This is a genomic window from Streptomyces sp. NBC_01334 (assembly GCF_035983595.1).
GTDB classification, from domain to species: Bacteria; Actinomycetota; Actinomycetes; order Streptomycetales; family Streptomycetaceae; genus Streptomyces; species Streptomyces coriariae.
On the sequence record NZ_CP130718.1, the window covers coordinates 1,206,135 to 1,229,757 of the forward strand.

Here is a 23,623-nt window from a genome sequence, read left to right on the forward strand (position 1 = left end):
TGCCGTGATTCTTCTCGTGCTTGTCTTCGTGCTCCTTGTCGTGCTCGGTGTCGTGCTCCTTGTTGTTCTCACTGCGACTCCAGGAGTGAGGCCAAGAAACTCAGGCGGCAGAGGGGGTGGGGGGTGCGGGGGATGGCATGTGGGAGCGCTCCCATGAAGCCACTGCGTCAAGTACACGTCAAGCCCTCGTGCAGGGTCCCGCCGGATGCGGGGAGGCTCCCGAGCCTTGTGGGGAGACCCGCGAGGGCATATCGTTTGACATCAAATGATGCCTCGCGGAAAGGGAAGACCTGGCGTGCCGGACCTCACCCACGACGAGTGGCTGTGCCGCGCCAAGACCCTTGAGGTGTCCGGCGCCCATCACCTCGACGGCGCAGACGAGAGCAGTGGCGGAGCCACCTTCGCCGCCGTCTCGCCCCGGGACGGCCAGGTACTGGCGCGCGTCGCCGACGGGGGCGCCGCCGAGGTGGACGCCGCCGTGGCCGCGGCTCGCCGGGCCTTCGACACCGGCCCCTGGCCGCGCCTCGCACCCGCCGACCGCGGCCGGACGCTGCTGCGGATCGCCGACCTGCTCGAGGAACAGCGTGCGGAACTCGCGCTCACCGTCACCCTGGAGATGGGCAAGCCCGTCACCGACGCGTACGGGATCGAGCTGCGGGCCCTCATCAACACCTTCCGCTGGTACGGGCAGTTGGCGGACAAGCTCACCGACGAGGCCCCGCACACCGCTCCCGACGCGCTCGCCCTGGTCACGCGGGAGCCGGCCGGGGTCGTCGGCGCGGTCGTGCCCTGGAACTTCCCGCTCACGCTGGCGGGCTGGAAGGTCGCCCCGGCGCTGGCGGCCGGCTGCACGGTCGTGCTCAAGCCGTCGGAGAACTCACCGCTGTCCGCCCTGCTGCCGGGCCGGATCGCGACCGAGGCCGGGCTGCCGGCGGGCGTGCTCAACGTGGTCAACGGCCAGGGGCCGGTGGCGGGCCGTGCCCTCGGGCTGCATCCGGACGTCGATGTCCTGGCCTTCACGGGCTCCACCGCCGTGGGCCGCCAATTCCTGCACTACGCCGCCGACTCCAACCTCAAGCGCGTCTGGCTCGAACTGGGCGGCAAGTCCCCCAACATCATCCTGCCCGACGCCCCCGACCTGGCGAAGGCCGCCGCCACCGCGGCCTGGGGCATCTTTTTCAACCGGGGCGAGATGTGCACCGCGCCCTCTCGCCTGCTGGTGCACTCCTCGATCGCCGAACGCGTCACCGAGGCGGTCGTGGCCCGCGCCCGGGAGCTGCGGGTCGGCGACCCCCTCGACCCCGCCACCGAGATGGGCGCGCTGGTCGGCGAGGCTCATCTCGACCGGGTGCGCGAGCATGTGGGCACCGGACTGGCCGAGGGCGCCCGGCTCCGGGCCGGTGGCGAGCGGGTCCTCGCCGACACCCGCGGCAGCTACGTGGAGCCGACGGTCTTCGACCGGGTGGACCCGGAGATGCGGCTGGCCCGTGAGGAGATCTTCGGACCCGTCCTGACCGTGCTCGCCTTCGACGACGTCGACGAGGCGGTCCGCCTGGCCAACGCCACCGAGTACGGCCTCGCCGCCGGTCTGTGGACCTCCGACCTGTCCACCGCCCACCAGGTCTCGCGCGCGCTCAGGGCGGGCACGGTCTGGGTCAACTGCTACGAGGAGGGCGACCTGACCGTCCCCTTCGGCGGCATGAAGCAGTCCGGCAACGGCCGCGACAAGTCCGCCCACGCCCTGGAGAAGTACACCGAAGTGAAGACCACCTGGATCCAGCTGTGACGACGTCCGTACGCCCGCTCGTCGCGATCCCCGCCCGCTTCTCCGCCACCACCTCCGCGCTCCGGTACGCCGCCGAGGTCAGCGCCCGGGCCCTGATCGAGGCCGTGTGGCGAGCGGGCGGCGAACCGGCGACCATCCACCCCGCGGAGGGCGACGTCGCCTCCCGCCTCGACCGCTTCGACGGCGTCCTGCTGCCCGGCGGCGGCGACCTCGCCCCGCACCGCTACGGCGTCGCGGACACCCACGGCAGCGTCTACGACGTCGACGACCTCCAGGACACCTTCGACTCGAACTCGCCCGGCGGACCCTCGACTCGGGCCTGCCCCTGCTCGCGATCTGCCGAGGCCTCCAGGTCGTCGACGTCGCCCTCGGCGGCACCCTGGAACAGGACATGGGCGGGCCCGGGCGCGAGCACCGGCATGTCGTGCACCCGGTGGGGGTGCGTCGCGGCACGTTGCTGGAGCGGGCCACCGGCGCGCAGAAGGTGGAGGTCTCCTGCTACCACCACCAGCGGGTGAGCGGCATCGCGGCGGGGCTCACGGTCACCGCGCGAGCCGCCGACGGCACCGTGGAAGGACTCGAACTCCCCGGCGCGCGAGGCTGGTTCACGGCCGTCCAGTGGCACCCGGAGGACACCGCGCACAAGGATCCCGCGCAACAGGGACTCTGCGACGCACTGGTCCGGGCCGCCCGCGACAGCCGCTGACACGCCCGCGTCTCCTGGACCGCCCGTGGCGGTCGGGCAGCGCGGGCGGGTGCCCTGGCAGGCCGTGCGGGCGGATGGTCCGGGCGCGCGCGAACCGTGCCGGCGGCTCCAGCGGGCGGGGTCAGGACCTCGGCGAGGTCAGGCTTTCGGGCGGCGGCCGCTGCGGCGGGGGGCCGGGGCGGCTCCGTCGAGCAGGGCCGTGCGGCGCTCCTCGCCCTTCTCCTCGACCTGACGCACGACGCGGCGCAGCCCGTCGGCGACGCTTCGGCACTCGTCGTCGCTGAGCCGGCTCGCGACGAACGCCTCCTCCTCGTTGAAGGCCGGGAACAGGCGCTTCATCAGCGCCTCCCCCTCGTCGGTGAGGCTGAGCAGGACCAGCCTGCCGTCGGCGGGATGTCCGGCCCGCCGCAGCAGCCCTCGGCCTTCGAGCGTCCGCGCGACGCCGGTGAGCGTGCCCTTGGAGATCCCGGCCTCCTCGGCGACGTGCCGGGTCTCCGACTCTCCCCACACCCACACCACCCAGAGCACGACGAACGCCGTCCACGTCAGGTCCGAGCCGCGCAGCACGGAGTTCTCCAGGTGCTGCCGTACCGCCGAGGCGGCGCGGTAGATGTTGGCGACGACGGTCATCTGCTCCCGCCGCAACGGGATGCCGCCGAGCTTGGCCTCGGCGAGCTTCTCGGCTTCGGCGATGGATCGCTGGCCGGGCATCGGCACACTCCTTCGGCCACGTGATGCGTGGGTCGTCGTGTTGTTCGGGCTCAAATTGTACGAAACGACAGGCCCACCGGGAGTGCGCCTCCTCAGGCGGTGAGTGCCTCGACGCGGCGCATCACCTCACGGCAGAACGCGCCGACGGCGGACGCGTCGTCGATGAACTGGTTGGGCTTGACGCAGAAGGTGGTGAAGCCCTGTTCCAGCTGTTCCGGGATGCACGCGAGCGCCGCGCCGAGGTCCGCGGTGGAACGGTCGTCGGGGAAGACCGCCCGGGTGCCGCCGATCATCTCCAGGTCGGCGATGTCCCGGCCGGCCGCGGCCATGGCCTCCCCGAGCGTCCGCAGGTCCTGCGGTGTCGGCCGTCCCAGCGGATGGAAGCCGTGGCCGTACCGTACGAGCCTGCGCAGGACGGGCCCGCCGGCGAATGCCACGGCCGGATCGACGTCCTGGTGACGGCGGGGGCCATCGCCCCGCACATGGCCACGGCCGCCGAGACGGACTTCGGCACGCAGTGGTCGCCGACCCTGCGCGGCGAGGTGGACGTGGTCTTCCTGCCCGTACAGGCCGCGTGGTCGCACATGGCGGCCTCGGGTGGCGGCTGGATCATCAACTTCGCCTCGGTGAACGCCTTCCGGGGCAGCGCAACCTTCGGGATGGTCGCGCACTGCGCGGTCAAGTCGGCCGTGCTCGGCCTGACCCGTCAACTCGCCGTCGAGGGAGGCCCGTCGGGCATCCGCGCCAACACCATCTCGCCCGGCATGGTGCGGACGCCCGCGACCGAGTCCGCCGGGCCCACGACGGCGCGGCCCGGAAGGCACTGCCGGCCCGGATCCAGCCGGCCCGGATCCCGCCGGCCCGGGTCGGGACGCCCGCGGACATCGCCCGGTGCGCGTCTACCCGGCGTCGGAGGAGTCGGCCTGGGTGACGGGTGGCGACTTCCCCGTGGACGGCGGAGTGCCGGCCAAGTGCGGTGCGCTCAGGGGGTGTTGCAGCGGGGGTTACGAAGCGGCGCGACGGCCGCGTGCGGGTTTGCGTCCGCGTGCCCCGACGTCCTGCTCCAACTGCTCCTCCACGACCCGCTGCGCCCGTACGGTCGCCCCCGCGATCAGGGCGGAGGCCAGCTCCCCGTCCCGCTCCTCACAGGCCTGGAGCAGCCGTTCCTGGTCGTCGACGCTGTGCGCGAGCCGGCCGGCCCGGGTCAGGCTCAGGTGCCGCAGCATCAGCGTGCGCAGGGCCAGCGAGTCCAGGATCTGCTTCAGCGTGGGGTTGCCGACGATCTCGGTCATCCGCTCCTGGAGCAGGACGTGGTTCCAGAAGTACCCGTCCACGTCACCGCCGTCGGCGAGCTTGCGCATCCGTTCGACCCGGGTGCGCAGCTCGGCCAGTTGCTCGTCGTCGGCCCGCTCCACCAGCAGCCCCGCCAACATCGACAGGAGGTTCTTGCGCACCTGGTAGATGTCCCGGATGTCCTGCGGGGTCGGCGCGGCCACCCTGGGGCGGCGGCGCGCCTTCATCTCGACCAGGCCCTCCTGCTCGAGGAGCATCAGCGCCTCGCGGACGGGCGTGCGGCTGGTCTCGAACCGGCGTGACAGATCGACGCTGTTGAGGTCCTGTCCGGGCTCCAGCCGGCCCTCGATGATGCCCGCGCCGACCCATTCGGCGATCTGCGCGACCAGCGGTTCACGCCGGTCCCGCAGCCGCAGGAGGCGCTCCAGCACGAGGCGCGTGTCCTGATCGGTCATGCGGCACTTCTCCCTGCCTGTCCGGGCTCACAGCCGACACAACGGTGTCGACACTATCTCAACTCCAGGGTGGCCCCCACCGGAGATCCCCCGCTTGCTGTCGACAGACAGGCCCCATACCGCAGTTCGACCCGGAAGTGAACGGAAACGTCGGCAAAAAGGACGGCAGAAAAGGCGCCGGAAAGGTCGACGAAAACGTCGACCGAACGTCGGCGCAGACCCGAATCACCGGAGAAGCAGTCACCGGAGAAACGGGGAGACATGAGGCGAGTCCGCACGAATCCACCGGCCCTCACCAGACGTTCCGAAGAGCATCGCCTCGGTGCCGGTGAAGGCCGGCCACCGCGGCAGCGCTCCCCCGTTCGGGTCGCCCGCCTCGACGAAGCGCGCCCAGGCGTCCGCCATGGTGCGCGCCGGCTCACGGTCGGTTCCGGGCCACGGCCAGGGCCGGCAGTCCAAGGTGTCGAGGGTCTAGGGGAGTTCGGCGGTGTGATGGACGCCGCACGCGGGCAGTCCGTCGCGCGGTGGCGTCAGGTCCAGGCCGTCCGTGGATTCACTTGACCATCGAGTGGCGGGCATGTGTGGGTTCTGTATCCGCCGGTCATTCCGTGACGGTGTATCAGCCTTTCGGTACGGATTCATCCGCCGCCGCTCCCGAGGAAGGCTTGCGGCGATATCTGCGGTGCAGTAACTACGTGAACCATGAACCTGTTCACCCGCGGCGCATCCTCTCGACGCCCGGCTCCCCCCACAGCTCCGCAACGCCCCGCCGACTCGCCGTCCCGTCCCTCCGCCGGCCTGCCGAATCCCGCCCTCGCGGCGCTGACCGGCGACTGGATGATCGACCCGGCGCACAGCCGTATCGGCTTCTCCGTCCGGCACGCCCTGGTGACCACCGTGCGCGGTGCTTTCACGGAATACCAGAGCCGGCTCTACTTCGACGGGCGCAACCCGGCCCGTTCACGGGCCGAGATCGTGTTGTCCACCGCCAGCGTCGACACCGGCGTGGAGCAACGCGACGCGCATTTGGCCGGCCGTGACTTCCTGGACGCCGCGACCTATCCGCGTATGCGTTTCACCAGTACCGCCGTACAACTCGCGGGCCCCGACGTCTACCGCATGACCGGCGACCTCACCATCAAGGACACCACTCGTCCCGTAGCCCTCGAACTCACCTACATAGGACATGTCACCGACCCGTTCGGCTATGAACGGGCCGGTTTCGACGGGACCACCACCATCGACCGTTCCGAATGGGGCCTGACGTACAACGCGCGACTGGCCGAGGGCGGCGCCATGGTGAGTGAGAAGGTGCGCCTCCAGTTCGACATCGCCGCCATTCGCACCACCCCCGCGGGCTGACCGGCTCGGGGGTAAGTCAGCGCAGGGCCCCCTTGGTCGCGTCGGCGATGAACCCGCGGGCGAAGAAGGTGAACACCAGCACCAGCGGGATGACCGACAGCAGCACCCCGGCCATCACCATGCTGTAGTCGGTGGAGTGTCCGGCGTACAGCTGGGCCAGCGCCACCTGGAGGGTGAGACGGCTCGGGTCGACCAGCATCACCAACGGCAGGATGTAGTCGTTCCAGGCGGCGATGAAGGTGTAGATGCCGAGGAACGCCAGCGCCGGGCGGACGCACGGCAGCACCACGTGCCAGTACAGCCGGAAGAACCCGGCGCCCTCGATACGGGCCGCGTCGAGCAGTTCGTCGGGAACGCTGGTGGTGGTGTACTGGCGCATCCAGAAGATGCCGAAGGCGTTGGCTGCGGCGGGCACGACGAGTGCCTTGAGCGTGCCGAGCCAGCCCAGCTGGACCATGATCTCGTACTGCGGGATGATCGCCAGCTGGGTCGGCAGGATGTACATCGACAGCAGCACGCCGAACAGGAACTTCTTTCCGGGGAAGTCGTACTTGGCGAAGGCGAAGGCGGCCAGCGAGTCGAAGAACAGCACCAGCACCGTCGTGGAGACCGCGACGATCACCGTGTTGGACAGCGAACTGAAGAAGGCCATCCGGTCGAACAGGTGCTGGATGTTGGTGAGCAGATGGTCGCCGAACCACAGCTTCGGCGGATAGCGGTAGATGTCCTGCGAGGTGTTCGTCGCCATGACGACGATCCAGTAGAACGGGAACACCGAGATCACGACGCCCGTCATCAGGACGAGATGGACGCTGAGCCCGCGCAGGCGTTTACGGTTCCGGCTGTTCACGACCGTCGCTCCTTACGCTGCACCAGTCGCCAGTTGACGACGACGATGAGCAGGATCAGCAGGAAGAAGGCCCAGACGATCGCGGCCCCGTAACCGAAGTCGTTGTTGTCGAAGGCCTGGTGGTAGAAGTACAGCAAGGTGGTCAGGCCCGCCTGGCCCGGTCCACCGGAATTGGGGTTGGTGGCCGCCTCGCTGCCGAACAGCACCTGCGGTTCGGTGAAGCTCTGCAGTCCGGTGACCGTGGAGATCACCACGGTGAACAGGATGATCGGCCGCAGCAGCGGGATCGTGATGGAGCGGAAGATCCGCACCGGTCCCGCCCCGTCCATCCTGGCGGCCTCGTAGAGCTCCGAGGGGATCGCCTGAAGGCCGGCCAGGTAGATGATGGCGTTGTAGCCGGTCCACTGCCAGGTCATCAGCGCCGAGATCACCAGCTTGATCGTCCACTCGTTGCTCATCCAGGGCACGGCCGACAGATGCAGCGCCCGCAGAATCGCGTTGATCAGGCCGAAGTTGTTGCTGAAGACCGCTCCGAAGAAGATCGCGATGGCCACCAGCGAGGTGATGCTGGGGATGAACAGGGCGACCCGGTAGAAGGCCGTGAGACGTTTGGTGGAGTTCACCAGCACCGCGAGCACCAGGGCCATGAAGAGCATCGGCACGGTCGACAGCACCCAGATGACCAGGGTGTTGCGGACGGACAGCCAGAACACCGGGTCGTCCCAGAGGAAGCGGAACTGCTGGAACCCGACGAAGTGCATGTCCCCGATGCCGTCCCACTTCTGGAAGGCCAGGAACACGGTGTAGAGCACCGGGAAGAGCATGAAGACCGTGAAGATCACGTAGTACGGCGAGATGGCCAGGTACTGCGGCCAGTACCTGGCGACCCGTCGGCGCGGCCCGCGCCGGGCCCCGGCGGACACCGGCTTGATCCGGGGGGCGCGCCGTCCCGGACCGTTGGGACGGTCCGGAGCGTGCCGTCCGGTGGCGCCGGTGCCGGTTCCGGAGGTCGGTCCGGTGGGTGCCGGGCCGGCTACCGGGCTTGACGACATGTCACTTCACTCCCTGCCGCTGGGCGATCTGCTCGGCCTGGGCGACCGCGTCCTTCCAGGCCTCGTCGGGGTCCTTGCCCTTGGCCTCGATGCTGGTCAGCTCGCTGTAGAAGGGCGCGGAGACCGCCGCGTCGGCGGGTGCCTCGTAGGCCGCGGGGATCTTCTCGGCCGCCGGGCCGAATATCTCGATGGTCCGCTGGCCGCCGAAGAAGGCGTCGCCGCCGGTCAGCGCCGGCAGCTTGTACGCGGCCGGCGCGGTCGGGAACAGGGCGGCGTCGGTGAAACCGCGGGCCTGGTTCTCCGGACCGAGGATCCAGCTGATGATCTTGAAGGCCTCTTCCGGATTGCCGCTGGTCGCGGGAACGGCCAGGAAGGACCCGCCGAGGTTGGACGGCCCGCCGGGCAGGCTCGCCACCCGCCACTTGCCCTTGGTGCCGGGGGCCGCGTTGCTGATGTCCAGCGCGTGCCAGGCGGCGCCGATCTCGGTGCCCAGGGTGCCGCCGCTGACGGCCGCGTTCCAGGTGTTGTCGTTGATCTTGGCGTCGATGCCGAGGGTGTAGGGCTTCACGGCGGTGGTCCAGGCGGTCCGGATGTGGTCCTGGTCGCCGATGAACCTGCCGTCCTCGTCGATGAACCGCTGGGTGCCCTGGCAGACGACCATGGTGAAGACCGAGCCGATGTTGTTGACGAGGAAGGTCTTGGGCACGGCCTTGCGCAGCTCGACGCCGGCCTTGAAGTAGTCGTCCCAGGTGGCGAGTTGCGCGGAGACCTCGGTGGGATCGGTGGGCAGGCCCGCCTGCGCGAAGAGGTCCTCGCGGTAGAACGTGGCGCACGGGCCGATGTCGATCGGGAAGCCGATGAGCTTGCCGTCCTGAGTCGTGGCCTGCTTCAGCTTCCACGACAGGTACTGCGGGACCAGCTTGTCCGCGCCGACGGTCTTCAGGTCGACGAAACGGTCCGCGTTGGGCAGGAAGGAGGCGATGTCCTCGCCCTTGATACCGGTGATGTCCGGGGCGGACTGCGCGGCCCGCAGGCCGGTGAGCAGCTTGGTCTTGAAGTCACCGCCGACCACGGAGGTCTTGAGGCTGATGTCGGAGAAGTGCTTCTTGGCGTCCGCGACGACCTTGTCACTGAGGCCTCCGGACCAGTACCAGAGGGTCAGGTTCTTGCTGTCCTTGGCGCCGCTCGATGCGGAGCCGCCGCCGCACGCCGCGGTGGCGCCGGCCGCGGCGGCCGTCAGCACGGCGGCCTGAAGGAACCGTCTGCGGGAAAGGTCCACGATCTTCTCCTGGGTTTCGGCGGGTTCGGCTGGTGCGATGTGTCCGTCATGTCCGACAGGACCTGTGCGAGTCAGGGCCGCGCAGGGGACGCGGCGGGAGGCCGGGCGGCTGAAGAGCATCGGCGTGAGGGGGAACCCTTCAGCCACCCGGGGTGTGTGACCTGGTCCTCTCAGACGGTGCCGACGCGTCCGTGACGGCGGAATATGCCGTTCATCCGCTTCGGCCGACCGGAGTGGGGTCCGGGCCTGGCTCCGAATTACGCAAGAGAGTGCACCCGGTGCGCAGCTTTGACAAGAGTCAAGCGCGGATCGAGACATCCATGCTCGACTTTGCTTGAGTTTGGCGCGTTGGCGCGTAGGGTCTGCCGCATGCTCGCGGACCGAAGACATCAGCTGATCCTGCGCGCCCTGCGCGCGGACGGGCCCACCACGGTGACCGACCTGGCCGAGAGGGTCGGGGCGAGCCAGGCCACGATCCGGCGCGATCTCGCGCAACTGGAGGACGAGGGACTGCTCAAGCGGGTCTACGGCGGTGCCGCCCCTGTCATGGGTGAGGACGATCCGTTCGCCGACGTGGCCGGCGTCCGGGTCGAGGCGAAGGACGCCCTGGCCGCCTGGTGCGCGGACCTCGTCAGGGACGGCGAGACCGTGCTGCTCGACATCGGCACCACGGCCCACCGGGTGGCCCGCCGTCTGCACGGCCGGCCCCTGACCGTGATCACCAGCAACCTGGCCGTCTACGAGGAACTCCAGGACGACAAGGCCGTTCAGCTGATCCTGCTGGGCGGCGTGGTCCGGCGCGACTACCGGTCCCTGGTCGGCTTCCTCACCGAGGACAACCTGCGCCAGGTCCACGCCGACCGGCTCTTCCTCGGTACCAGCGGGGTCCGCCCCGACGGGCAGGTGCTGGACACCACCGCCGTCGAGGTGCCCGTCAAGAGAGCCATGATCGCCGCCAGCGCCCAGGTGATCCTGGTGGCCGACGCGGGCAAGTTCCCCGGCACCGGAATGGCCCGGGTGTGCGGTCCGGAGGATCTCGACGTGGTGGTGACCAACGCGCCCGGGGACGAGAAGAGCTGCACTCGGCTGCGCGAGGCGGGAGTCGAGGTGGTCGAGGTACGAGCCTGACGGTCCCGGGCGACGGGGGCTTCCGGGTCCCGCTGGCCCACCGACGGGGCCTTCCGCGTCCTGCTGGTCACCGGGCACTGCTGGGTGACCGCGCCACCCGAAGGTCGGCCGGGCGGCGCGCGGTCATCAGGACGGGGCTGGGGGCCGGCCCGGCACGCTCGGCCCGGTCCTCGACACGGCTGCGCTCTGGACGACCCGCTGTCCGGACGCCGTAGTCGAGGAGCTGCGGACACGGCCCGCCGCGGCGTCGACGTGACGCGGTTGGCCGGGGCGACCCAGGTCCCGCGCTCCGTCGCCGTGGCCAGCGCGCCCGCGGCCGCGTACACGAGCTGCCCCTCGGTGTGTGAGTGAGGGTCGAGCCGGTATCCGTGCGGAAACCACGCTGCTCCTTGCAGCGTCGGTTTCCGGGATTCCGAGAGGGCCGTCGGCGCCTGGCCGCCTTCGGCACAAGGCGACAGGTTACCGGTGGCCCGGCAGCGGTCCTGAAGCCGAGAGTGGGCGCATCAGCTTCAGGATCGCCGCTCGCAGCCCGGCGCCCCGGCCCTGCAAGCGGCGGGACAGGCTCCATACGTGGCACGTCGAGTCGGTCGCCCTGCGCCTCGACGCCGTCCGGGCAGGCGTGCGGGCCGCCCGCGGGGAGTCCGGTGCGGGCGGCTCCCACAGCCGTGTCTGCACGCGTCGGGCAGGCACCCCGGCCCGCATGCGCACTCCGTTCGTCACGAGATCCGCCGCGAGCCGGGCGGTATCAGTCCGCTTCGGTCAGGGCCGCCCGCGCGGCGGCGAGGATCTCCTCGGAGAGGGGCGAGTCCTTGGTGGCCCGGGCCAGGACGAGTGCGCCGAGCATCGTGCACAGTCGGGCGATGCCGTCCTCGTCCTCGGTGGCGAGCCACTCGGCGAAGTCGCCCACGCCCTCGGTGTAGACGCGATGAGCGCCGTCGGCGCCGGGTTCACGGGCCATGTCGTGGGCGAGCGCGGCGGTGGGACAGCCCTCCGCCGGGTTGTCGCGGTGCTCGACGGACAGATAGGCGTCGATCAGCGACCGCTGGGCGGCGGCGCGCTGTCCGGTGCCCTGCTCGAGGGCGGCGGCGCGGCGCTGGGCGAGTTCCCCGAAGGCATGGGCGGTGGCTTCGTCGATGAGCGCGTCCTTGGACGCGAACTGCTTGTAGAAGCCGCCGTGCGTCAGCCCGGACGCCTTCATCAGGTCGGCGACGCTGATGTGCGTGCCCTGCTCGCGGAACAGCCGGGAGGCGGTTCGCACGACCCGCTCGCGGTTCTCCCGCGCCTGCGCCTGTGACACACGACCCATCGGCCCTCCTCGGTTGAATGTCGGTTGCCATCTATTCTATGCTCGGTTTAGATTACAAGCGTAATCTAAATACGGAGCCCCTCCCCGGGGTCCGCACAGCACTGGGAGCAGACATGGAACTCAAGGACGCCGTCGTAGTGGTCACCGGCGCCAACCGCGGACTGGGCCGCGAGCTGGCCACCCAGCTCCTGGAGCGCGGCGCGAAGGTGTACGCGGCAGCGCGCCGCCCGGAGACCGTCGACCTGGCCGGCGCGACCCCGCTCCGCCTGGACGTCACGGACGAGGAGTCCATCCTGTCCGCGGCCCGCGTGGCGTCCGACGCGACGCTGCTGGTGAACAACGCCGGCATCTCCACCGGCACCCCGCTCATCGCCGGCGGTCTTGACGCGGTGCGACTGGAGATGGCGACGAACTTCTTCGGACCGCTCGCCGTGACCCGCGCCTTCGCCCCGGTCATCGAGCGCAACGGCGGCGGCGCCGTACTCAACGTCCTGTCCGTGCTCTCCTGGATGCACCCGGCCGGTCTCGGCTCCTACGCGGCGACCAAGGCCGCCGCCTGGGCGCTGACGAACGCGACCCGGGAGGAGCTGGCACCCCGCGGCATCACCGTGTCCGCGCTGCACGTCGGGTACATGGACACCGACATGGCCGCCGCCGTACCCGCCGACCAGAAGGCCGACCCCGCCGACGTCGCCGCCCAGGCGCTCATCGGCCTCGAGCAGGGCCTGCCCGAGATCCTCGCCGACGAGACCACGCGGTACGTCAAGCAGGGACTGGCCGCGGCGCCGAGCGCAGCATGAGGCCGCCCCGCCGGATGGCCCGGTCCCGCACGGAGCCGGGTCATCCCTGAGGGCGAGGCACCGGGAAGAGCAGACAGCTGCTGGTGGCGTGGGCGAGCAGACGGTCCGTCGCGTCGAACAACTGCGCCTGGGCCAGGGCCGTTTGGCGGCCGGCGCTGACCACCGTACCGATGGCACGGACGGTGCCCGTGTCGGCGGTGATCCGTCGCAGGAACTTCACCGTCAGGTCGAGCGAGGTGTAGGCCGTGCCCAGCGGGAGGGTGGACTGGACGGCGCATCCCGCCGCCGAGTCGAGCAGGGTGGCGAAGATGCCGCCGTGGACGCTGCCGATCGGGTTGTAGTGCTCCTCACCGGGCGTCAGGGAGAAGACGGCCCTGCCGGGCTCCACCTCGTCCAGCGTGAAGTCGAGGGTGTGACTGACGGGCGGTCCCGGCAGTCGTCCCGCCTGCAGCTCGCGCAGGAAGTCGAGACCGGCCATGCGTCCGGCGGCGTCCGCCAGGATCTCCGGATCTTCCCACTGATACGTACGTGTTCGTCCCACAGTCCAGTGCCTCCATCTGACTTTTTGAAGTGAAGCTAGCCTCCCCGCCAGCTGACTGTCAATGACGAAGCCAGGGCCCTAGGATGGCGGGATGAAGTGGCTTGAGGCGAGCACGGAGAACTGTCCCGTCCAGCGCACGCTCGACGTGATCGGGGAGAAGTGGACCTTGCTGATCCTGCGCGACGCCGTCAACGGAGTCCGCCGCTTCGACGACTTCCACCGCCATATCGGCCTGTCGGAGGCCGTCCTCAGCGACCGCCTCCGCAAGCTGACCGCGGCCGGCGTCCTGAGGACCGTCCCCTACCAGGAGCCGGGCAGCCGCCCCCGCAACGAGTACCGACTGACCCGCAAGGGCTGGGACCTGTGGCCCGTCCTGATGGCACTGAGCCAGTGGGGCGAGGCGTACACCCTCGACGCCGAGGGTCCCGTGCTGGACGTCCGCCACACCGACTGCGGCGCTCCGCTCCGCGTCGTCGTCGAGTGCTCCGCGGAACACTCCGCCCTCGGCCCCGGGGAGGTCACCGCCCGGCTGGGGCCTGGCGCCCGACCCCGGTCGTGAGCGTGACGTCGTAGGCCTCCGGGTCGAACCCGGCCAGCCGTCGGCGCATCCGGCCCGTCGACCAGGGCCAGCTGAAGCTGTTGCGGCCGTTGTCGTCGAGGTAGTAGCTCGAGCATCCACCCGCGTTGTAGACGGTGGGCGGAAGGGCCTGCTGCACCTCGGCGCTGAAGGCTGCCTGGACTTCGGGACGGACGTCCATGGCCGCCCAGCCGGCCGAACGGAAGTGCCGCACCGCGCCCGCCAGATACTCCAGTTGGGCTTCGAGGACCATGAAGGCCGAGGAGTGCCCGGTTCCGAGATGCGGCCCGAGAAGGATGAACGCGTTCGGGAATCCGCTCACGGTGGTGCCCAGATACGCGTCCGGGCTGCCCTTCCAGTGCTCGTCCAGGCAGACGCCGTCGGCGTCGAACACCCGCTGGGCGATGGGCATGTCCAGGATGTGGAAGCCCGTGCCCAGGATGATCGTGTCGACGTCGGCGCCGGTGCCGTCCGCGCCGACGACCCGGTTGCCGCGGACTGCCTCGACCGCCGTGGCGTGGACGGTGACATTGGGCCGGGTCAGTGCCGGGTAGTACGTGTTCGACAGCAACAGCCGTTTGCAGCCGAGCGTGTAGTCGGGGGTCAGCGCCCGGCGCAGCCGCGGGTCCCTCACCGTGGCTGCGAGGTGGAGGTTGCCCACCTTCTGCACCGCTCGCAGGAGAGCAGGATGCCGGAAGCCGAGGCCCAGGGTCTCCATCGCCGCGTACTCCGCGCTCCGCAGGGCCCGTTGCGCGGCCGGAAAGCGTCGCAGGAGCCGGCGTTCGGCCCCCGGCACATGGTGGTCGGGCTTGGGAAGCACCCACTGCGCGGTCCGCTGGAACAGGTCCAGCCGGGCCACCCGCGGCTGGATGGCGGGCACGAACTGCACAGCCGACGCCCCACTGCCGACGACGGCCACCCGCGCGCCCGCCAGTTCGTGGTCGTGGCGCCAGCGCGAGGAATGGAAGACCTCACCGGGGAAGTCCGCCAGCCCGGGTATCTCGGGAATCAACGGCTCGTGCCAGGGCCCCGCGGCCGAAATGAGGAAGCGCGCCGTGTAACGGTCACGGCTGGTCTCGACGTGCCAGCGCGATTCGTCCGCGTGCCACTGTGCGCGGAGGACCTCGGTGCCGAAGCGGATGAGCGGGGTGATCCCGTACGTGGCCGCCGTGCGGTGCAGATAGGCGCGGATCTCGGGCTGGGCGGCGAAGGCCCGCGTCCACCCGGGGTTGGGCGCGAAGGAGTAGGAGTACAGGGCGGAGGGGACGTCGCAGGCGCAGCCCGGGTAGGAGTTGTCCCGCCAGGTGCCGCCCGGTTCGTCCGCCTTCTCGAGGAGGACGAGGTCGCGCAGACCGGCTTCACGCAGCTTGATCGCCGCTCCGATGCCGGACAGGCCGCTGCCGATGATGAGCGCCTCCACCTCGCGGGTCTCGCGCGTGACGGTCGCGGTGGCGCCTTCGGGTCGGGACATGTCAGCCTCCTGTACGCGGGCGGGGACTCGGCACGGGCTCTGCCAGACGGTCACGGACCGTCGCCCGCGTCGTACGAAGAGAGGTCTCCAGCACGGCCGGACGACGGCGCGGATCCATGAGGTTGCCGCCCATCGCGGCCAGGTCGGCGGCCGTGGGCTCGATGCGGACCACGCGGGTACCCGCGGCCCTCAGCGCGGCGCACTCGGCGCTCAGGATGCGGGTCATGACACGGCGCAGTACCGCTTCGGCCCGGCCGAGTCCGCTGCGCCGCCCGGGAGCCGACGAACTCATCGGCGCCACGACGTACACCTCGTCCAGCGCGCACGGCACCAGCAGGTCGGCCGAGGTCGGGGAGCTGATGCCGCCGTCCGCGTAGCGTCGGCCGCCGATACGCACCGGCGGAAACCAACCCGGGACCGCCCAGGACGCGCGGAGCGCGTCCCGCAGGGCGACCGGCGGGGTGTCGGGATGCCCGAAGGGCGTGCGCCTGCCCGAATCGAAATCGGTCGCCATCAGCCAGGTCGCGGGATGTGGCACCCACTTTCCGTCCGGTGCCAGGACGTCGGCGGCGGCCGCCAGCCAGGTGGCGTCGCCCCGGCCCCGCGGCAACAGGCCGGACAGACCGGTCAGCGCGGGCAGGGCGCCGCCCAGTGCCCGGCGGGCGAGTCGTGGTGATCCGAGGAGGGCCGCCGGTCGTGGCGGTACTCCTCGGGGCGGCGTCGCGAAGTGGCGCGCCAGTTCGGGACGGGAGTCCTCGCTCCCGAGCAGTGCGGCCAGCAGATCCCGCACACCGATGCCGCTCCCCAGCATGGCGGCCAGCTCGGCCCCCGCCGAGGTGCCCACCAGGACGTCCGCCTCGCGCGGATCCCAGTGCAGGGCCTCCTGGAGCGAGTGCAGGGCGCCGATCGTCCAGGCCGCGCCGAGCGTTCCGCCACAGCCCAGCACCAGCCCTCGGGAAGGTGTCGCTCGCCTGCCGGTCGTGGTCAATGCAGTCTCCGCCCCTCTGCGATACCGCCGAGATCCGGATACTAGCGGTATCTGAAATCGAGGAACAGGCCCCGCGGGGATAGGATCCGAGAGCCTCTGAACCTCGCGGGACAGCCGCACGGGACGGACGCCGCACAGGACGGACAAGGGGAACGGAAAACATGGCCCGCCTCAGCCGCGTCGAGAGCCAGGAACGCACTCGTGAACGGCTCGTCACCACCGCCCGGGACCTGTTCCTGCGCAACGGCTACGCCGCCACTTCCCTCACCGACGTCGCGGAAGCAGCCGGGTTCTCCAAAGGAGCCGTCTACTCGAACTTCCGCAACAAGGACCACCTGTGCCTCGCCGCCATCGACGACATCCGCGCCGAGCAGCTGAGGCTGCTGACGGACTCCGTCAGCGGCGACGACCGGTTCGAAGTCCGCCTCGCGGCCTTCTCGGCCTGGGGCGAAGCGCACATCGGCGACGAGGCATGGACCACGCTCGAGGTCGAGTTCCTCACGCGCGCCCGTCACGACGACGAGCTCCGGCGTGAGATCACGGCGCGCGCCACGGCCGTCCGCGAAGTACTGGCCCAGCTCCTGGAGGCGCTGGCCGAGGAACTGGGAACCGGCCTGGCCATGCCCGCCGACCAGGCCGCGATGACCCTGCTCAGCCTGGGTATCGGCCTGGGCATCCAGCGGGTGGCCGACCCGTCGGTTCCCACCACGGTCCTCACGGACACACTGCGGCTCGTTCTGAACCTGCGGCCATGACCTGAACCTGCGGCCAGGACGCCGCGGCGCCCGCACGGGGCGCCGGGCGCCCGGCCTAGCCGGCGGTGGTGAAGCGGGACCGCCACAGGTCGCGGAGCAACGCGATCTCGGCCATGTGGTGGATGAATTCGAGGTTGGCCGACGCGAGCACACCGATGTACGGGTAGTCGCGGTCGTTGCTGTACGGGTACCGCGAGAACCCGACCGTGTCGAGCTGCTCGTCGGTGACGCCGGCGACGCTCTCCCGCCAGCGGTCGATCACCGCCCAGAACCGCTCCAGGGTCGGGGCGGCCGAGGGCGAGAAGTCGACCATCAGCTTCGGGTCCTGCCGCCGTTCACCGAAGGTCCACTCCCACATGCCCGCGAACTCGAAGTGCAGGTGCCCCAGCCGCCACGCGATGGTCGTGATCGGCGTCGCGTCGGGCTCCGGGGCGCCGGTGTGGGCGAGGATCTGCTCGACCCGCTCGACACTCACGCTCCAGTCCTCGGCGATCTTGGCGACGGACATGCCGTCGGCGGCCTGCCGGGCGACCTCGGCGTACTCGTTCGCCGGGACGTCCGCGGCACCCAGGTCGAGCACCCACTCCCCGGGACCGAACGCCCTGGGCGTCGCCGCTTCGCCCCGGCGCCGGAGCGACCAGCAACCGGGCACCGGCTCCCACAGATACTCCTCGTCACCGAGCCCCGTCAGCCGTACCTGGGCCGTCTCCCTGGCCTGGTCGAACTGGTCGAGCAGTGGACCCAGTCGGTTGGGTCGCGCGCCCTCGGTCTCCATGCGTGGCTCCCCTCACGGTCGCGCCTCGTAACTCACCGCGCTCAGGCGGAAGTTAATCTCTCGCCTCACAGGACGCCACCGAATTCCCCGCCCCCCGGGGCGGCAGGTGGTGTAGCGGGCTACACCATGGGTTCGGGAGGCCGGTACCTCGTGGCGGCGGGCGGACGACGGGATCGTGGTCGTCAGAGATCGCAATCGCCAGACAACCACGTCCCCCGGCCTGAAGGAACACCCCGTGAAGACGCTGCTCGCCACCGTGAAGTCGTTCGTCGCCAACCTGCTGCTCTGGTCGTTCTTCGTGGGCGGCCTCGTCGCGAGCACCGCCTCCGGTGCCGTCCTCGACGGCACAGAGAAGAACGTGGCCACCTACACCGGTATCGCCGTCTCGCTGCTGGCGGGCTCACGCATCGCGAAGAAGCCGAAGATCAAGGCGTTCCTGTCGAAATCGTCCACGCTCTGGTTCCTGTTCCTGTTCAACGGCGGCGTGGCCGCGTTCTGCTACCTGACCATCGACGGCGTGAAGGGCGTGGCGACCGCCGCCGGTATGGGCCTGGTGTCACTGGGCGCGGCCGGCGGCCTCGTCGGAAACCTCCGCAGGCCGACCCCGAACCACCCGGAACCGACCGCGGACCGGTTCCGGGCCTGATCATCGGCTTCGCCCCCTTCCGCCGCAACGCGCCCAGGGCGCGCGCCTGCTCGTCGACGGGCTCGACTCCGGTTTCAATACACCGGCGTCAACCACCCGCACCGACCTGAGGGAAGTGATGTCAGCATGACCGGATCACCCCGACCGACCCTGGTGGTCACCGGAGCCACCGGCCGACTCGGCGGTCGCGTCGCCCGTCGCCTGGCCGCGCGGGGAGTGGCCCAGCGGATGCTGGTCCGCAGCCCCGAGCGGGCACCCGAACTGCCCGGCGCCACACCGGTCCAGGGCGGTTACGGCGACCACGACGCAGTCCTTCGCGGTCTGGACGGCGCGAAGACCGTGTTCATGGTGTCCGCCTCGGAGAGCCCCGACCGGCTCGTCCAGCACCGGACCTTCGTGGACGCCGCGGCGGAGGCGGGCATCGAGCACCTCGTGTATCTCTCCTTCTTCGGCGCCGCGCCGGACGCCGGCTTCACCCTCGCCCGCGACCACTTCCACACCGAGGAACACATCCGTGCGCGCGGCCTGTCGTACACGTTCCTGCGCGACAACCTCTACGCGGAGTTCGTCCCCGACCTGGCCGGTGAGGACGGTGTCATCCGTGGTCCGGCCGGGCACGGACGTGCGGCGTTCGTCTCGCAGGACGACGTCGCCGACGCCGCCACCGCCGTGCTGACCCACCCGGCCGAGCACGCCGACAGCGTGTACGACCTGACCGGGCCCGACTCTTTGAGCTTCGCCGAGGTCGCGGCGATCCTGTCCGAGACGCAGGGCCGCACCGTCACCTATCTGCCCGAGACGGTCGAGGAGGCGTACGCCTCCCGCGCCTCCTACGGCGCCCCGCGCTGGCAGCTCGACGCCTGGGTGTCGACCTACACGGCCGTCGCCGCCGGTGAGCTCGACGGGGTCAGCGAGGCCGTGCCCCGCCTCACCGGCCACCCCGCCACCCCGCTCGCCGACGTCGTCCGCGCGAGCCGGGGCTGACCGACGCGCGGCCCTTCCGTCGACGTCGCCCGCGCCGCGGACCGAAGTGATGTCACTTTTTGACCATCCCAGGTCGCCAAAAGGTGACGGCGACCTTTCCATGTCGGCCTAGTTTGAACACATCACCCCGCGCAACCGCCGACAAGAAAGACAGTCATGAGCAACAACAAGAACACGGTCCTCCAGGCCGCCACCGAGCTGTTCGGCGACAAGGACCCCTCCGCCGTGGACCGCTGGGTCGCCGCCGGCTACACGCAGCACAGTTCCCTCGCGGCCGACGGTCCGGAGGCGCTGCGCGGGCTGGTCGCCGGTCTCGGCGCCGACTTCCGCTACGAGAGCGCCCGGGTCATCGCCGACGGCGACCTGGTCGCCCTGCACGGCACCTACCACGGCTTCGGCCCCGACCCGCTCGTCGGCTTCGACATCTTCCGGGTCGCCGACGGCAGGCTCGCCGAGCACTGGGACGCACTGACCCCGTACGTCAGGGACACCGTCTCTGGCCGCTCCCAGACCGACGGTCCCGCCGAGTCCACCGACGCAGACCGGACCGAGGCCAACCGCGCTCTGGTGACGGAGTTCGCGGCGAAGGTGCTCGTCGGCGCCGACTACTCGGTCCTGACCGACTACATCTCCACCGAGACGTACCACCAGCACAACCCGGAGGCCGCCGACGGGCTGGACGGCTTCGGCGCGGCCGCCGCGCGATGGGCCGAGCAGGGCAGGAACCTCGTCTACACCGAGGTCCACCGGGTCATCGCCGAGGGGGACCTCGTCCTGGTGCAGTCCGAGGGCGAGTTCGGGGTGCCGGTCGCCTACTACGACCTCTTCCGCGTCGCCGACGGAAAGATCGTCGAGCACTGGGACGTCATCGCCCCCGTCCCCGCCGAACTCCCCCACGCCAACGGCCTGTTCTGACGGGGGTCCGCACCGACCGCCGGCCTGGGCGCACCGTCGCGCTCATGCCGGGGCCGGGCACTCCCCCGCCGCTGTCCCGCCCACCGATCCGCCGCCCCACCCGGAGCCGTTCCATGACCACTTCCCGGCCGCGGTTCAGCGATCCCAGCGAGGGCCGCCCCTCGGCGTTGCCGCTGGCCGCCTACCGCAAGGCCGTCGCCTTGGACGAACCCTTCCGACCGTCCGCGGCCCCCGTCCCGGCCGATCAGCTGGACGAGCACGTGCGCACGGCGCTGCGCCTGCTCGGCACCGACCCGGCCATGTCACAACCGGTCCTGCGAGCCGGCGCCCTGCGGGATCTCCGGCACGCCGACGCGGCCACTGCGCGCCGGCTCCTGCGTGCCGTGCTGACCGTCCGCCCTCCCGGACCCCTGCCCGCGGGCGCCGAGGAGGCCGTGGACCGGGTCCTCGGTACGGAACGCCGCCTGCGGCCCGGTGTCCCGGCCGGTCATCTGCCCACGATCGCGGAGGAGTTCCCCGGCACGGCCTTTCCCGCGGCCCGGCACACCGCGCTGTGGCGGGGCGACATCACCGCCCTCGCGGCGGACGCCGTCGTCAACGCCGCCAACCATGCCCTGCTCGGCTGCTTCCACCCGCTGCACGCCTGCATCGACAACGCCATCCACCACGCCGCCGGGCCCCGGCTGCGCGACGACTGCCACACCGTCGTCACCCTGCAGGGCGACACCGAGCCGACCGGCGGCGCCAAGATCACTCGCGGCTACCATCTCCCCGCCCGCCACGTCCTGCACACCGTCGGCCCGATCGTCGACGGCCGGCCCCGTGCCGGTGACGCGCGGGCACTGGCCTCGTCCTACCGCGCCTGTCTGGACCTGGCGGCCGAGGTCGGGACGATCCGCACCCTGGCCCTGTGCGCGGTGAGCACCGGCGTCTTCGGTTACCCCAAGGACGAGGCCGCCCTCGTAGCCCTGCGAACGGTCGCCGACTGGCTCGACGAGCGCCCCGGCAGGTTCGACCGCGTCGTGTTCACCGTCTACGAGGACGCCGACGAGACCGCCTACCGCCGCGCCCTCGCCCGACGGACCCCGCCCTCGGACGCACCCCGGTAGGGCGCCGAGCCCGACGGGACGCTTCTCCGCTCATCGCGGCCCGTGCTCCTCGGCACGGCCGCGGACCACGTCACGGAAGTCGATCGGGGACCGACCGACCCGGTGCAGGAAGTACTTGCTGAACTGGGACGGATGGGCGAAGCCCAGCTGATCCGACACCTGGGCCGCGGTCCGGTCGCTGTGCGCGAGCAGCCGTTTGGCCTCCAGGACGACCCGGCGGTCCACGAACTCCTTGGCGCTGAGCCCGGCAGCGGTCAGGGTGGCCCGGGCCAGCGTGCGCGGGGAGTAGCCGAGCATGCGGGCGTAGTCCTCCACGCGGCGGGTCCGCGTGAAGTGCCGCTCGACAGCGTCCCGGAACCGCAGGTAGGTCTCGTCCGGCTCCGGCGCGGGGCTGCCGACCGGGACCGTGAGGTGGGCCAGACGCAGCACGAGGACCGCCAGGAGATGGCGGAGGGCGGCCAGATGGACGTCCAGGGGCAGGTGGCCGAGTGCGCGGAACTCGCGGCTCAGGTGCTCGACCGCGAGGTCGAGCGCCTCGGAGTCCTCGGCGACGGGGGTGCTGACGACGGGTGCGTGCGGGTCGTCGATGCGGGCCGCCGTCGCGGTGGCCGCGTCGAGGAACTCCTGCCGGAAGAGGATCAGGGTGCCCTCCGCCCTGGTCAGGTCGCCCCACTGCTGCACCTGCCCGGGGCGCACCCACAACCAGGAGCCCGGCCGCAGGACATGACCGGCGAAGTCCACCGTGTGCCGGAGGTCTCCCGACGTCAGGGCGAGCAGATGATGGAAGTCGGGGCGCTGCGGCTGGGTGAGGACGCGGTCCGGTACCCGCCCCCGCAGGTCGGCCAGCGACATGACCTCGACACCGGCGGGCGTCCCGGCCGGCGCGGCGAAGGGGACCTCGGGAATCTCTCGCGAGGAACGCTGTCGGTTTTTGGCCATCATGAGTCAGAAGTGTATCCCGATGACACCCTCACTTCCTCGTACGTTGGAGGTGGCCCGCAGGCAGAGATGCCTTCGAGTGACGGAAAAAGACAAGGTCACGAGGAAGGCCGCGAAGCAGGCCACCAAGAAGGCCACGAAGCAGGAAGGAACGCCGCAGTCGTGAGTACCACGAGCAAGCTCCCTCTCTCCGCAGTGCGGGCGGCCGAGACGTTCCGCGCCTGGCTGGGAGAGGCGGACCGGATCCTGGTCGCGGCCGGTGCCGGCCTGAGCGCGGCCGCCGGCTACGACTACGGCGATGCCGAACGCTTCGGACAACTGCTTCCCGCACTGCACCGCCTCGGCCTGCGCTCGCGCTACCTGCTCGGGGTGCCCCTGCCGAGGGACATGATGTGGGGCTACTGGGCCGTCCACATCGACGACATCCGCTACAGCACCGGTCCGAACCCGCTCTACCAGCGGCTGCGGGAGCTGGTCGGCGACCGCGACCACTGGGTGACGACGTCGAACGTCGACGCGCTGTTCGTCCGCAACGGCTTCGCGGCGGACCGCGTCTTCACCCCCCAGGGCGACTACGGCCGTCTCCAGTGCACCGTGCCCTGCACGCGGGAGACCTGGTCCAGCAAGCCGTTCCTCGACGCGGTCCTCGCGGCGTACGACCGGGAGAGCGGTCGCGTGCGCGACGAGGGGGCCCTGCCGCGCTGCCCGCGCTGCGGCGCGGAGGTCTTCCCCAACGTCCGGGTCGGCCCCGAGTTCGTCGACGACGCCCATCTGCCCGCCGGCCGGCACCTGGCCCGCTGGCTCGAGCGGTACGCCGACGACGGCAACCTGCTCGTCGTGGAGATCGGTGCCGGATTCAACACCCCCGGCGTGATCCGCCGCCCCATGGAGAGCCTGGTGCGCCGAACGCCTCGGGCCCGACTCGTCCGGGTCAACCCCGAACACTCCGAGGTCCCCGCCGACCTCGCCGGACGAGCACTGTCCGTCCCTCTGGGCGCGGACCGGCTCCTGCACGAACTCCTCGTCTGAGGCGTCTCGGCCCCGGGGCGGTTCCGGTCCTCGCGGTCAGCCGGTCCGGTCCGGATGTCCGGGGCGGCGGCGGCCATGAAGGCGTTGCCGCCGTCGATGCGTGAAGCCCGCGCCGGCCTCCTGCTCCATACCGCCGACGCCGGCGCCGGCCCCCTCGCACGAGGCG

The 23,623-nt window shown here is 70.9% G+C and carries 22 protein-coding genes and 3 pseudogenes; 13 read left to right on the forward strand and 12 right to left on the reverse strand.

Annotated features, from left to right (window positions below; translation table 11 throughout):
• Positions 1-295 precede the first annotated feature (295 nt).
• Entirely contained in the window at positions 296-1,786 is a 1,491-nt protein-coding gene (locus OG736_RS05545; RefSeq protein ID WP_327181422.1) for an aldehyde dehydrogenase, read from the forward strand.
• Positions 1,783-2,492, forward strand: a pseudogene (locus tag OG736_RS05550) (gamma-glutamyl-gamma-aminobutyrate hydrolase family protein). Before OG736_RS05545 ends, OG736_RS05550 begins: the two are co-directional and overlap by 4 nt.
• Positions 2,493-2,630: 138 nt before the next feature.
• Here OG736_RS05550 and OG736_RS05555 read toward each other — a convergent pair.
• Entirely contained in the window at positions 2,631-3,203 is a 573-nt protein-coding gene (locus tag OG736_RS05555; protein ID WP_327181423.1) for a MarR family winged helix-turn-helix transcriptional regulator, read from the reverse strand.
• Between the two features lie 92 nt (positions 3,204-3,295).
• A pseudogene (locus OG736_RS05560) lies at positions 3,296-3,625 on the reverse strand (F420-dependent oxidoreductase); the annotation flags it as partial.
• Positions 3,626-3,685: 60 nt separating this feature from the next.
• Between OG736_RS05560 and OG736_RS47225 the strand changes: the two are divergent.
• Positions 3,686-3,940 (forward strand): annotated as a pseudogene (locus OG736_RS47225) (SDR family NAD(P)-dependent oxidoreductase); the annotation flags it as partial.
• Between the two features lie 267 nt (positions 3,941-4,207).
• Here the strand turns inward: OG736_RS47225 and OG736_RS05565 are convergent.
• On the reverse strand, positions 4,208-4,951 hold the full coding sequence (locus OG736_RS05565; protein ID WP_327181424.1) for a GntR family transcriptional regulator: 744 nt from the start codon (positions 4,949-4,951) through the stop codon (positions 4,208-4,210).
• A gap of 702 nt (positions 4,952-5,653) precedes the next feature.
• Between OG736_RS05565 and OG736_RS05570 the strand changes: the two genes are divergently transcribed.
• Positions 5,654-6,313, forward strand: coding sequence for a YceI family protein (locus OG736_RS05570; RefSeq protein ID WP_327181425.1), 660 nt, complete (start codon positions 5,654-5,656; stop codon positions 6,311-6,313).
• 16 nt (positions 6,314-6,329) lie between these two features.
• Here the strand turns inward: OG736_RS05570 and OG736_RS05575 are convergent, their stop codons facing one another.
• Genes OG736_RS05575 through OG736_RS05585 form a run of 3 tightly spaced genes read right to left on the reverse strand, consistent with a single transcriptional unit; the run spans position 6,330 to position 9,494 of the window.
• A complete protein-coding gene (locus OG736_RS05575; RefSeq protein WP_327187527.1) occupies positions 6,330-7,109 on the reverse strand; it encodes a carbohydrate ABC transporter permease in 780 nt (259 codons plus the stop codon).
• 50 nt (positions 7,110-7,159) lie between these two features.
• Entirely contained in the window at positions 7,160-8,215 is a 1,056-nt protein-coding gene (locus OG736_RS05580) for a carbohydrate ABC transporter permease (RefSeq protein WP_327181426.1), read from the reverse strand.
• 1 nt (position 8,216) lies between these two features.
• A complete protein-coding gene (locus tag OG736_RS05585) occupies positions 8,217-9,494 on the reverse strand; it encodes an extracellular solute-binding protein (RefSeq protein WP_327181427.1) in 1,278 nt (425 codons plus the stop codon).
• Between the two features lie 369 nt (positions 9,495-9,863).
• On the opposite strand from OG736_RS05585, the gene OG736_RS05590 reads away from it, so the two are divergent.
• Positions 9,864-10,622: a DeoR/GlpR family DNA-binding transcription regulator gene (locus OG736_RS05590; RefSeq protein WP_327181428.1), complete on the forward strand. Its 759-nt coding sequence runs from the start codon at positions 9,864-9,866 to the stop codon at positions 10,620-10,622.
• 745 nt (positions 10,623-11,367) lie between these two features.
• Here the strand turns inward: OG736_RS05590 and OG736_RS05600 are convergent.
• Positions 11,368-11,928 (reverse strand): TetR/AcrR family transcriptional regulator, encoded by a 561-nt coding sequence (locus OG736_RS05600; protein ID WP_327181429.1) that lies wholly within the window; start codon positions 11,926-11,928, stop codon positions 11,368-11,370.
• A gap of 113 nt (positions 11,929-12,041) precedes the next feature.
• Between OG736_RS05600 and OG736_RS05605 the strand changes: the two genes are divergently transcribed.
• Complete coding sequence (locus tag OG736_RS05605) at positions 12,042-12,728, forward strand: SDR family oxidoreductase (RefSeq protein WP_327181430.1); 687 nt, start codon at positions 12,042-12,044, stop codon at positions 12,726-12,728.
• Between the two features lie 40 nt (positions 12,729-12,768).
• Here the strand turns inward: OG736_RS05605 and OG736_RS05610 are convergent, their stop codons facing one another.
• On the reverse strand, positions 12,769-13,269 hold the full coding sequence (locus tag OG736_RS05610) for a PaaI family thioesterase (protein WP_327181431.1): 501 nt from the start codon (positions 13,267-13,269) through the stop codon (positions 12,769-12,771).
• Between the two features lie 91 nt (positions 13,270-13,360).
• Between OG736_RS05610 and OG736_RS05615 the strand changes: the two genes are divergently transcribed.
• Positions 13,361-13,828, forward strand: coding sequence for a winged helix-turn-helix transcriptional regulator (locus OG736_RS05615; protein WP_142268908.1), 468 nt, complete (start codon positions 13,361-13,363; stop codon positions 13,826-13,828).
• On the opposite strand, the gene OG736_RS05620 is transcribed toward OG736_RS05615, so the two are convergent.
• Both OG736_RS05620 and OG736_RS05625 read right to left on the reverse strand, forming a co-directional pair.
• Complete coding sequence (locus tag OG736_RS05620) at positions 13,788-15,317, reverse strand: flavin-containing monooxygenase (protein ID WP_327181432.1); 1,530 nt, start codon at positions 15,315-15,317, stop codon at positions 13,788-13,790. The genes OG736_RS05615 and OG736_RS05620 overlap by 41 nt on opposite strands.
• Position 15,318: 1 nt before the next feature.
• Positions 15,319-16,305: a patatin-like phospholipase family protein gene (locus OG736_RS05625; RefSeq protein WP_327181433.1), complete on the reverse strand. Its 987-nt coding sequence runs from the start codon at positions 16,303-16,305 to the stop codon at positions 15,319-15,321.
• Between the two features lie 161 nt (positions 16,306-16,466).
• On the opposite strand from OG736_RS05625, the gene OG736_RS05630 reads away from it, so the two are divergent.
• Positions 16,467-17,060: a TetR/AcrR family transcriptional regulator gene (locus tag OG736_RS05630; RefSeq protein WP_327181434.1), complete on the forward strand. Its 594-nt coding sequence runs from the start codon at positions 16,467-16,469 to the stop codon at positions 17,058-17,060.
• A gap of 55 nt (positions 17,061-17,115) precedes the next feature.
• Here the strand turns inward: OG736_RS05630 and OG736_RS05635 are convergent, their stop codons facing one another.
• Positions 17,116-17,835 carry a DinB family protein gene (locus OG736_RS05635; RefSeq protein WP_327181435.1) on the reverse strand — a complete coding sequence of 240 codons (720 nt, stop codon included), beginning with the start codon at positions 17,833-17,835 and terminating at the stop codon, positions 17,116-17,118.
• Positions 17,836-18,070: 235 nt separating this feature from the next.
• Here OG736_RS05635 and OG736_RS05640 point away from each other — a divergent pair, with 235 nt between their 5' ends.
• The 4 genes from OG736_RS05640 to OG736_RS05655 all read left to right on the forward strand — a co-directional run bounded on the left by OG736_RS05640 (position 18,071) and on the right by OG736_RS05655 (position 21,489).
• Positions 18,071-18,481, forward strand: a complete 411-nt coding sequence (locus OG736_RS05640) for a hypothetical protein (protein ID WP_327181436.1) — start codon at positions 18,071-18,073, stop codon at positions 18,479-18,481.
• 126 nt (positions 18,482-18,607) lie between these two features.
• Positions 18,608-19,465 (forward strand): SDR family oxidoreductase, encoded by an 858-nt coding sequence (locus OG736_RS05645; RefSeq protein ID WP_327181437.1) that lies wholly within the window; start codon positions 18,608-18,610, stop codon positions 19,463-19,465.
• 156 nt (positions 19,466-19,621) lie between these two features.
• Positions 19,622-20,380, forward strand: a complete 759-nt coding sequence (locus OG736_RS05650) for a nuclear transport factor 2 family protein (RefSeq protein WP_327181438.1) — start codon at positions 19,622-19,624, stop codon at positions 20,378-20,380.
• 113 nt (positions 20,381-20,493) lie between these two features.
• Positions 20,494-21,489 carry a macro domain-containing protein gene (locus OG736_RS05655; protein ID WP_327181439.1) on the forward strand — a complete coding sequence of 332 codons (996 nt, stop codon included), beginning with the start codon at positions 20,494-20,496 and terminating at the stop codon, positions 21,487-21,489.
• A gap of 30 nt (positions 21,490-21,519) precedes the next feature.
• On the opposite strand, the gene OG736_RS05660 is transcribed toward OG736_RS05655, so the two are convergent.
• A complete protein-coding gene (locus tag OG736_RS05660) occupies positions 21,520-22,431 on the reverse strand; it encodes a helix-turn-helix domain-containing protein (protein ID WP_327181440.1) in 912 nt (303 codons plus the stop codon).
• Between the two features lie 159 nt (positions 22,432-22,590).
• On the opposite strand from OG736_RS05660, the gene OG736_RS05665 reads away from it, so the two are divergent.
• On the forward strand, positions 22,591-23,457 hold the full coding sequence (locus OG736_RS05665) for an SIR2 family NAD-dependent protein deacylase (RefSeq protein WP_327181441.1): 867 nt from the start codon (positions 22,591-22,593) through the stop codon (positions 23,455-23,457).
• Positions 23,458-23,623 lie beyond the last annotated feature (166 nt).

Bases quoted from the DNA above. Each gene is read 5' to 3' on its own strand.
- OG736_RS05605 (WP_327181430.1), top strand. From the start codon at position 12,042: ATGGAACTCAAGGACGCCGTCGTAGTGGTCACCGGCGCCAACCGCGGA.
- OG736_RS05630 (WP_327181434.1), top strand. From the start codon at position 16,467: ATGGCCCGCCTCAGCCGCGTCGAGAGCCAGGAACGCACTCGTGAACGG.
- OG736_RS05570 (WP_327181425.1), top strand. From the start codon at position 5,654: ATGAACCTGTTCACCCGCGGCGCATCCTCTCGACGCCCGGCTCCCCCC.
- OG736_RS05645 (WP_327181437.1), top strand. From the start codon at position 18,608: ATGACCGGATCACCCCGACCGACCCTGGTGGTCACCGGAGCCACCGGC.
- OG736_RS05660 (WP_327181440.1), bottom strand. From the start codon at position 22,431: ATGATGGCCAAAAACCGACAGCGTTCCTCGCGAGAGATTCCCGAGGTC.
- OG736_RS05600 (WP_327181429.1), bottom strand. From the start codon at position 11,928: ATGGGTCGTGTGTCACAGGCGCAGGCGCGGGAGAACCGCGAGCGGGTC.
- OG736_RS05555 (WP_327181423.1), bottom strand. From the start codon at position 3,203: ATGCCCGGCCAGCGATCCATCGCCGAAGCCGAGAAGCTCGCCGAGGCC.
- OG736_RS05650 (WP_327181438.1), top strand. From the start codon at position 19,622: ATGAGCAACAACAAGAACACGGTCCTCCAGGCCGCCACCGAGCTGTTC.
- OG736_RS05655 (WP_327181439.1), top strand. From the start codon at position 20,494: ATGACCACTTCCCGGCCGCGGTTCAGCGATCCCAGCGAGGGCCGCCCC.
- OG736_RS05590 (WP_327181428.1), top strand. From the start codon at position 9,864: ATGCTCGCGGACCGAAGACATCAGCTGATCCTGCGCGCCCTGCGCGCG.
- OG736_RS05615 (WP_142268908.1), top strand. From the start codon at position 13,361: ATGAAGTGGCTTGAGGCGAGCACGGAGAACTGTCCCGTCCAGCGCACG.
- OG736_RS05575 (WP_327187527.1), bottom strand. From the start codon at position 7,109: ATGACGGGCGTCGTGATCTCGGTGTTCCCGTTCTACTGGATCGTCGTC.
- OG736_RS05620 (WP_327181432.1), bottom strand. From the start codon at position 15,317: ATGTCCCGACCCGAAGGCGCCACCGCGACCGTCACGCGCGAGACCCGC.
- OG736_RS05580 (WP_327181426.1), bottom strand. From the start codon at position 8,215: ATGTCGTCAAGCCCGGTAGCCGGCCCGGCACCCACCGGACCGACCTCC.
- OG736_RS05635 (WP_327181435.1), bottom strand. From the start codon at position 17,835: ATGGAGACCGAGGGCGCGCGACCCAACCGACTGGGTCCACTGCTCGAC.
- OG736_RS05565 (WP_327181424.1), bottom strand. From the start codon at position 4,951: ATGACCGATCAGGACACGCGCCTCGTGCTGGAGCGCCTCCTGCGGCTG.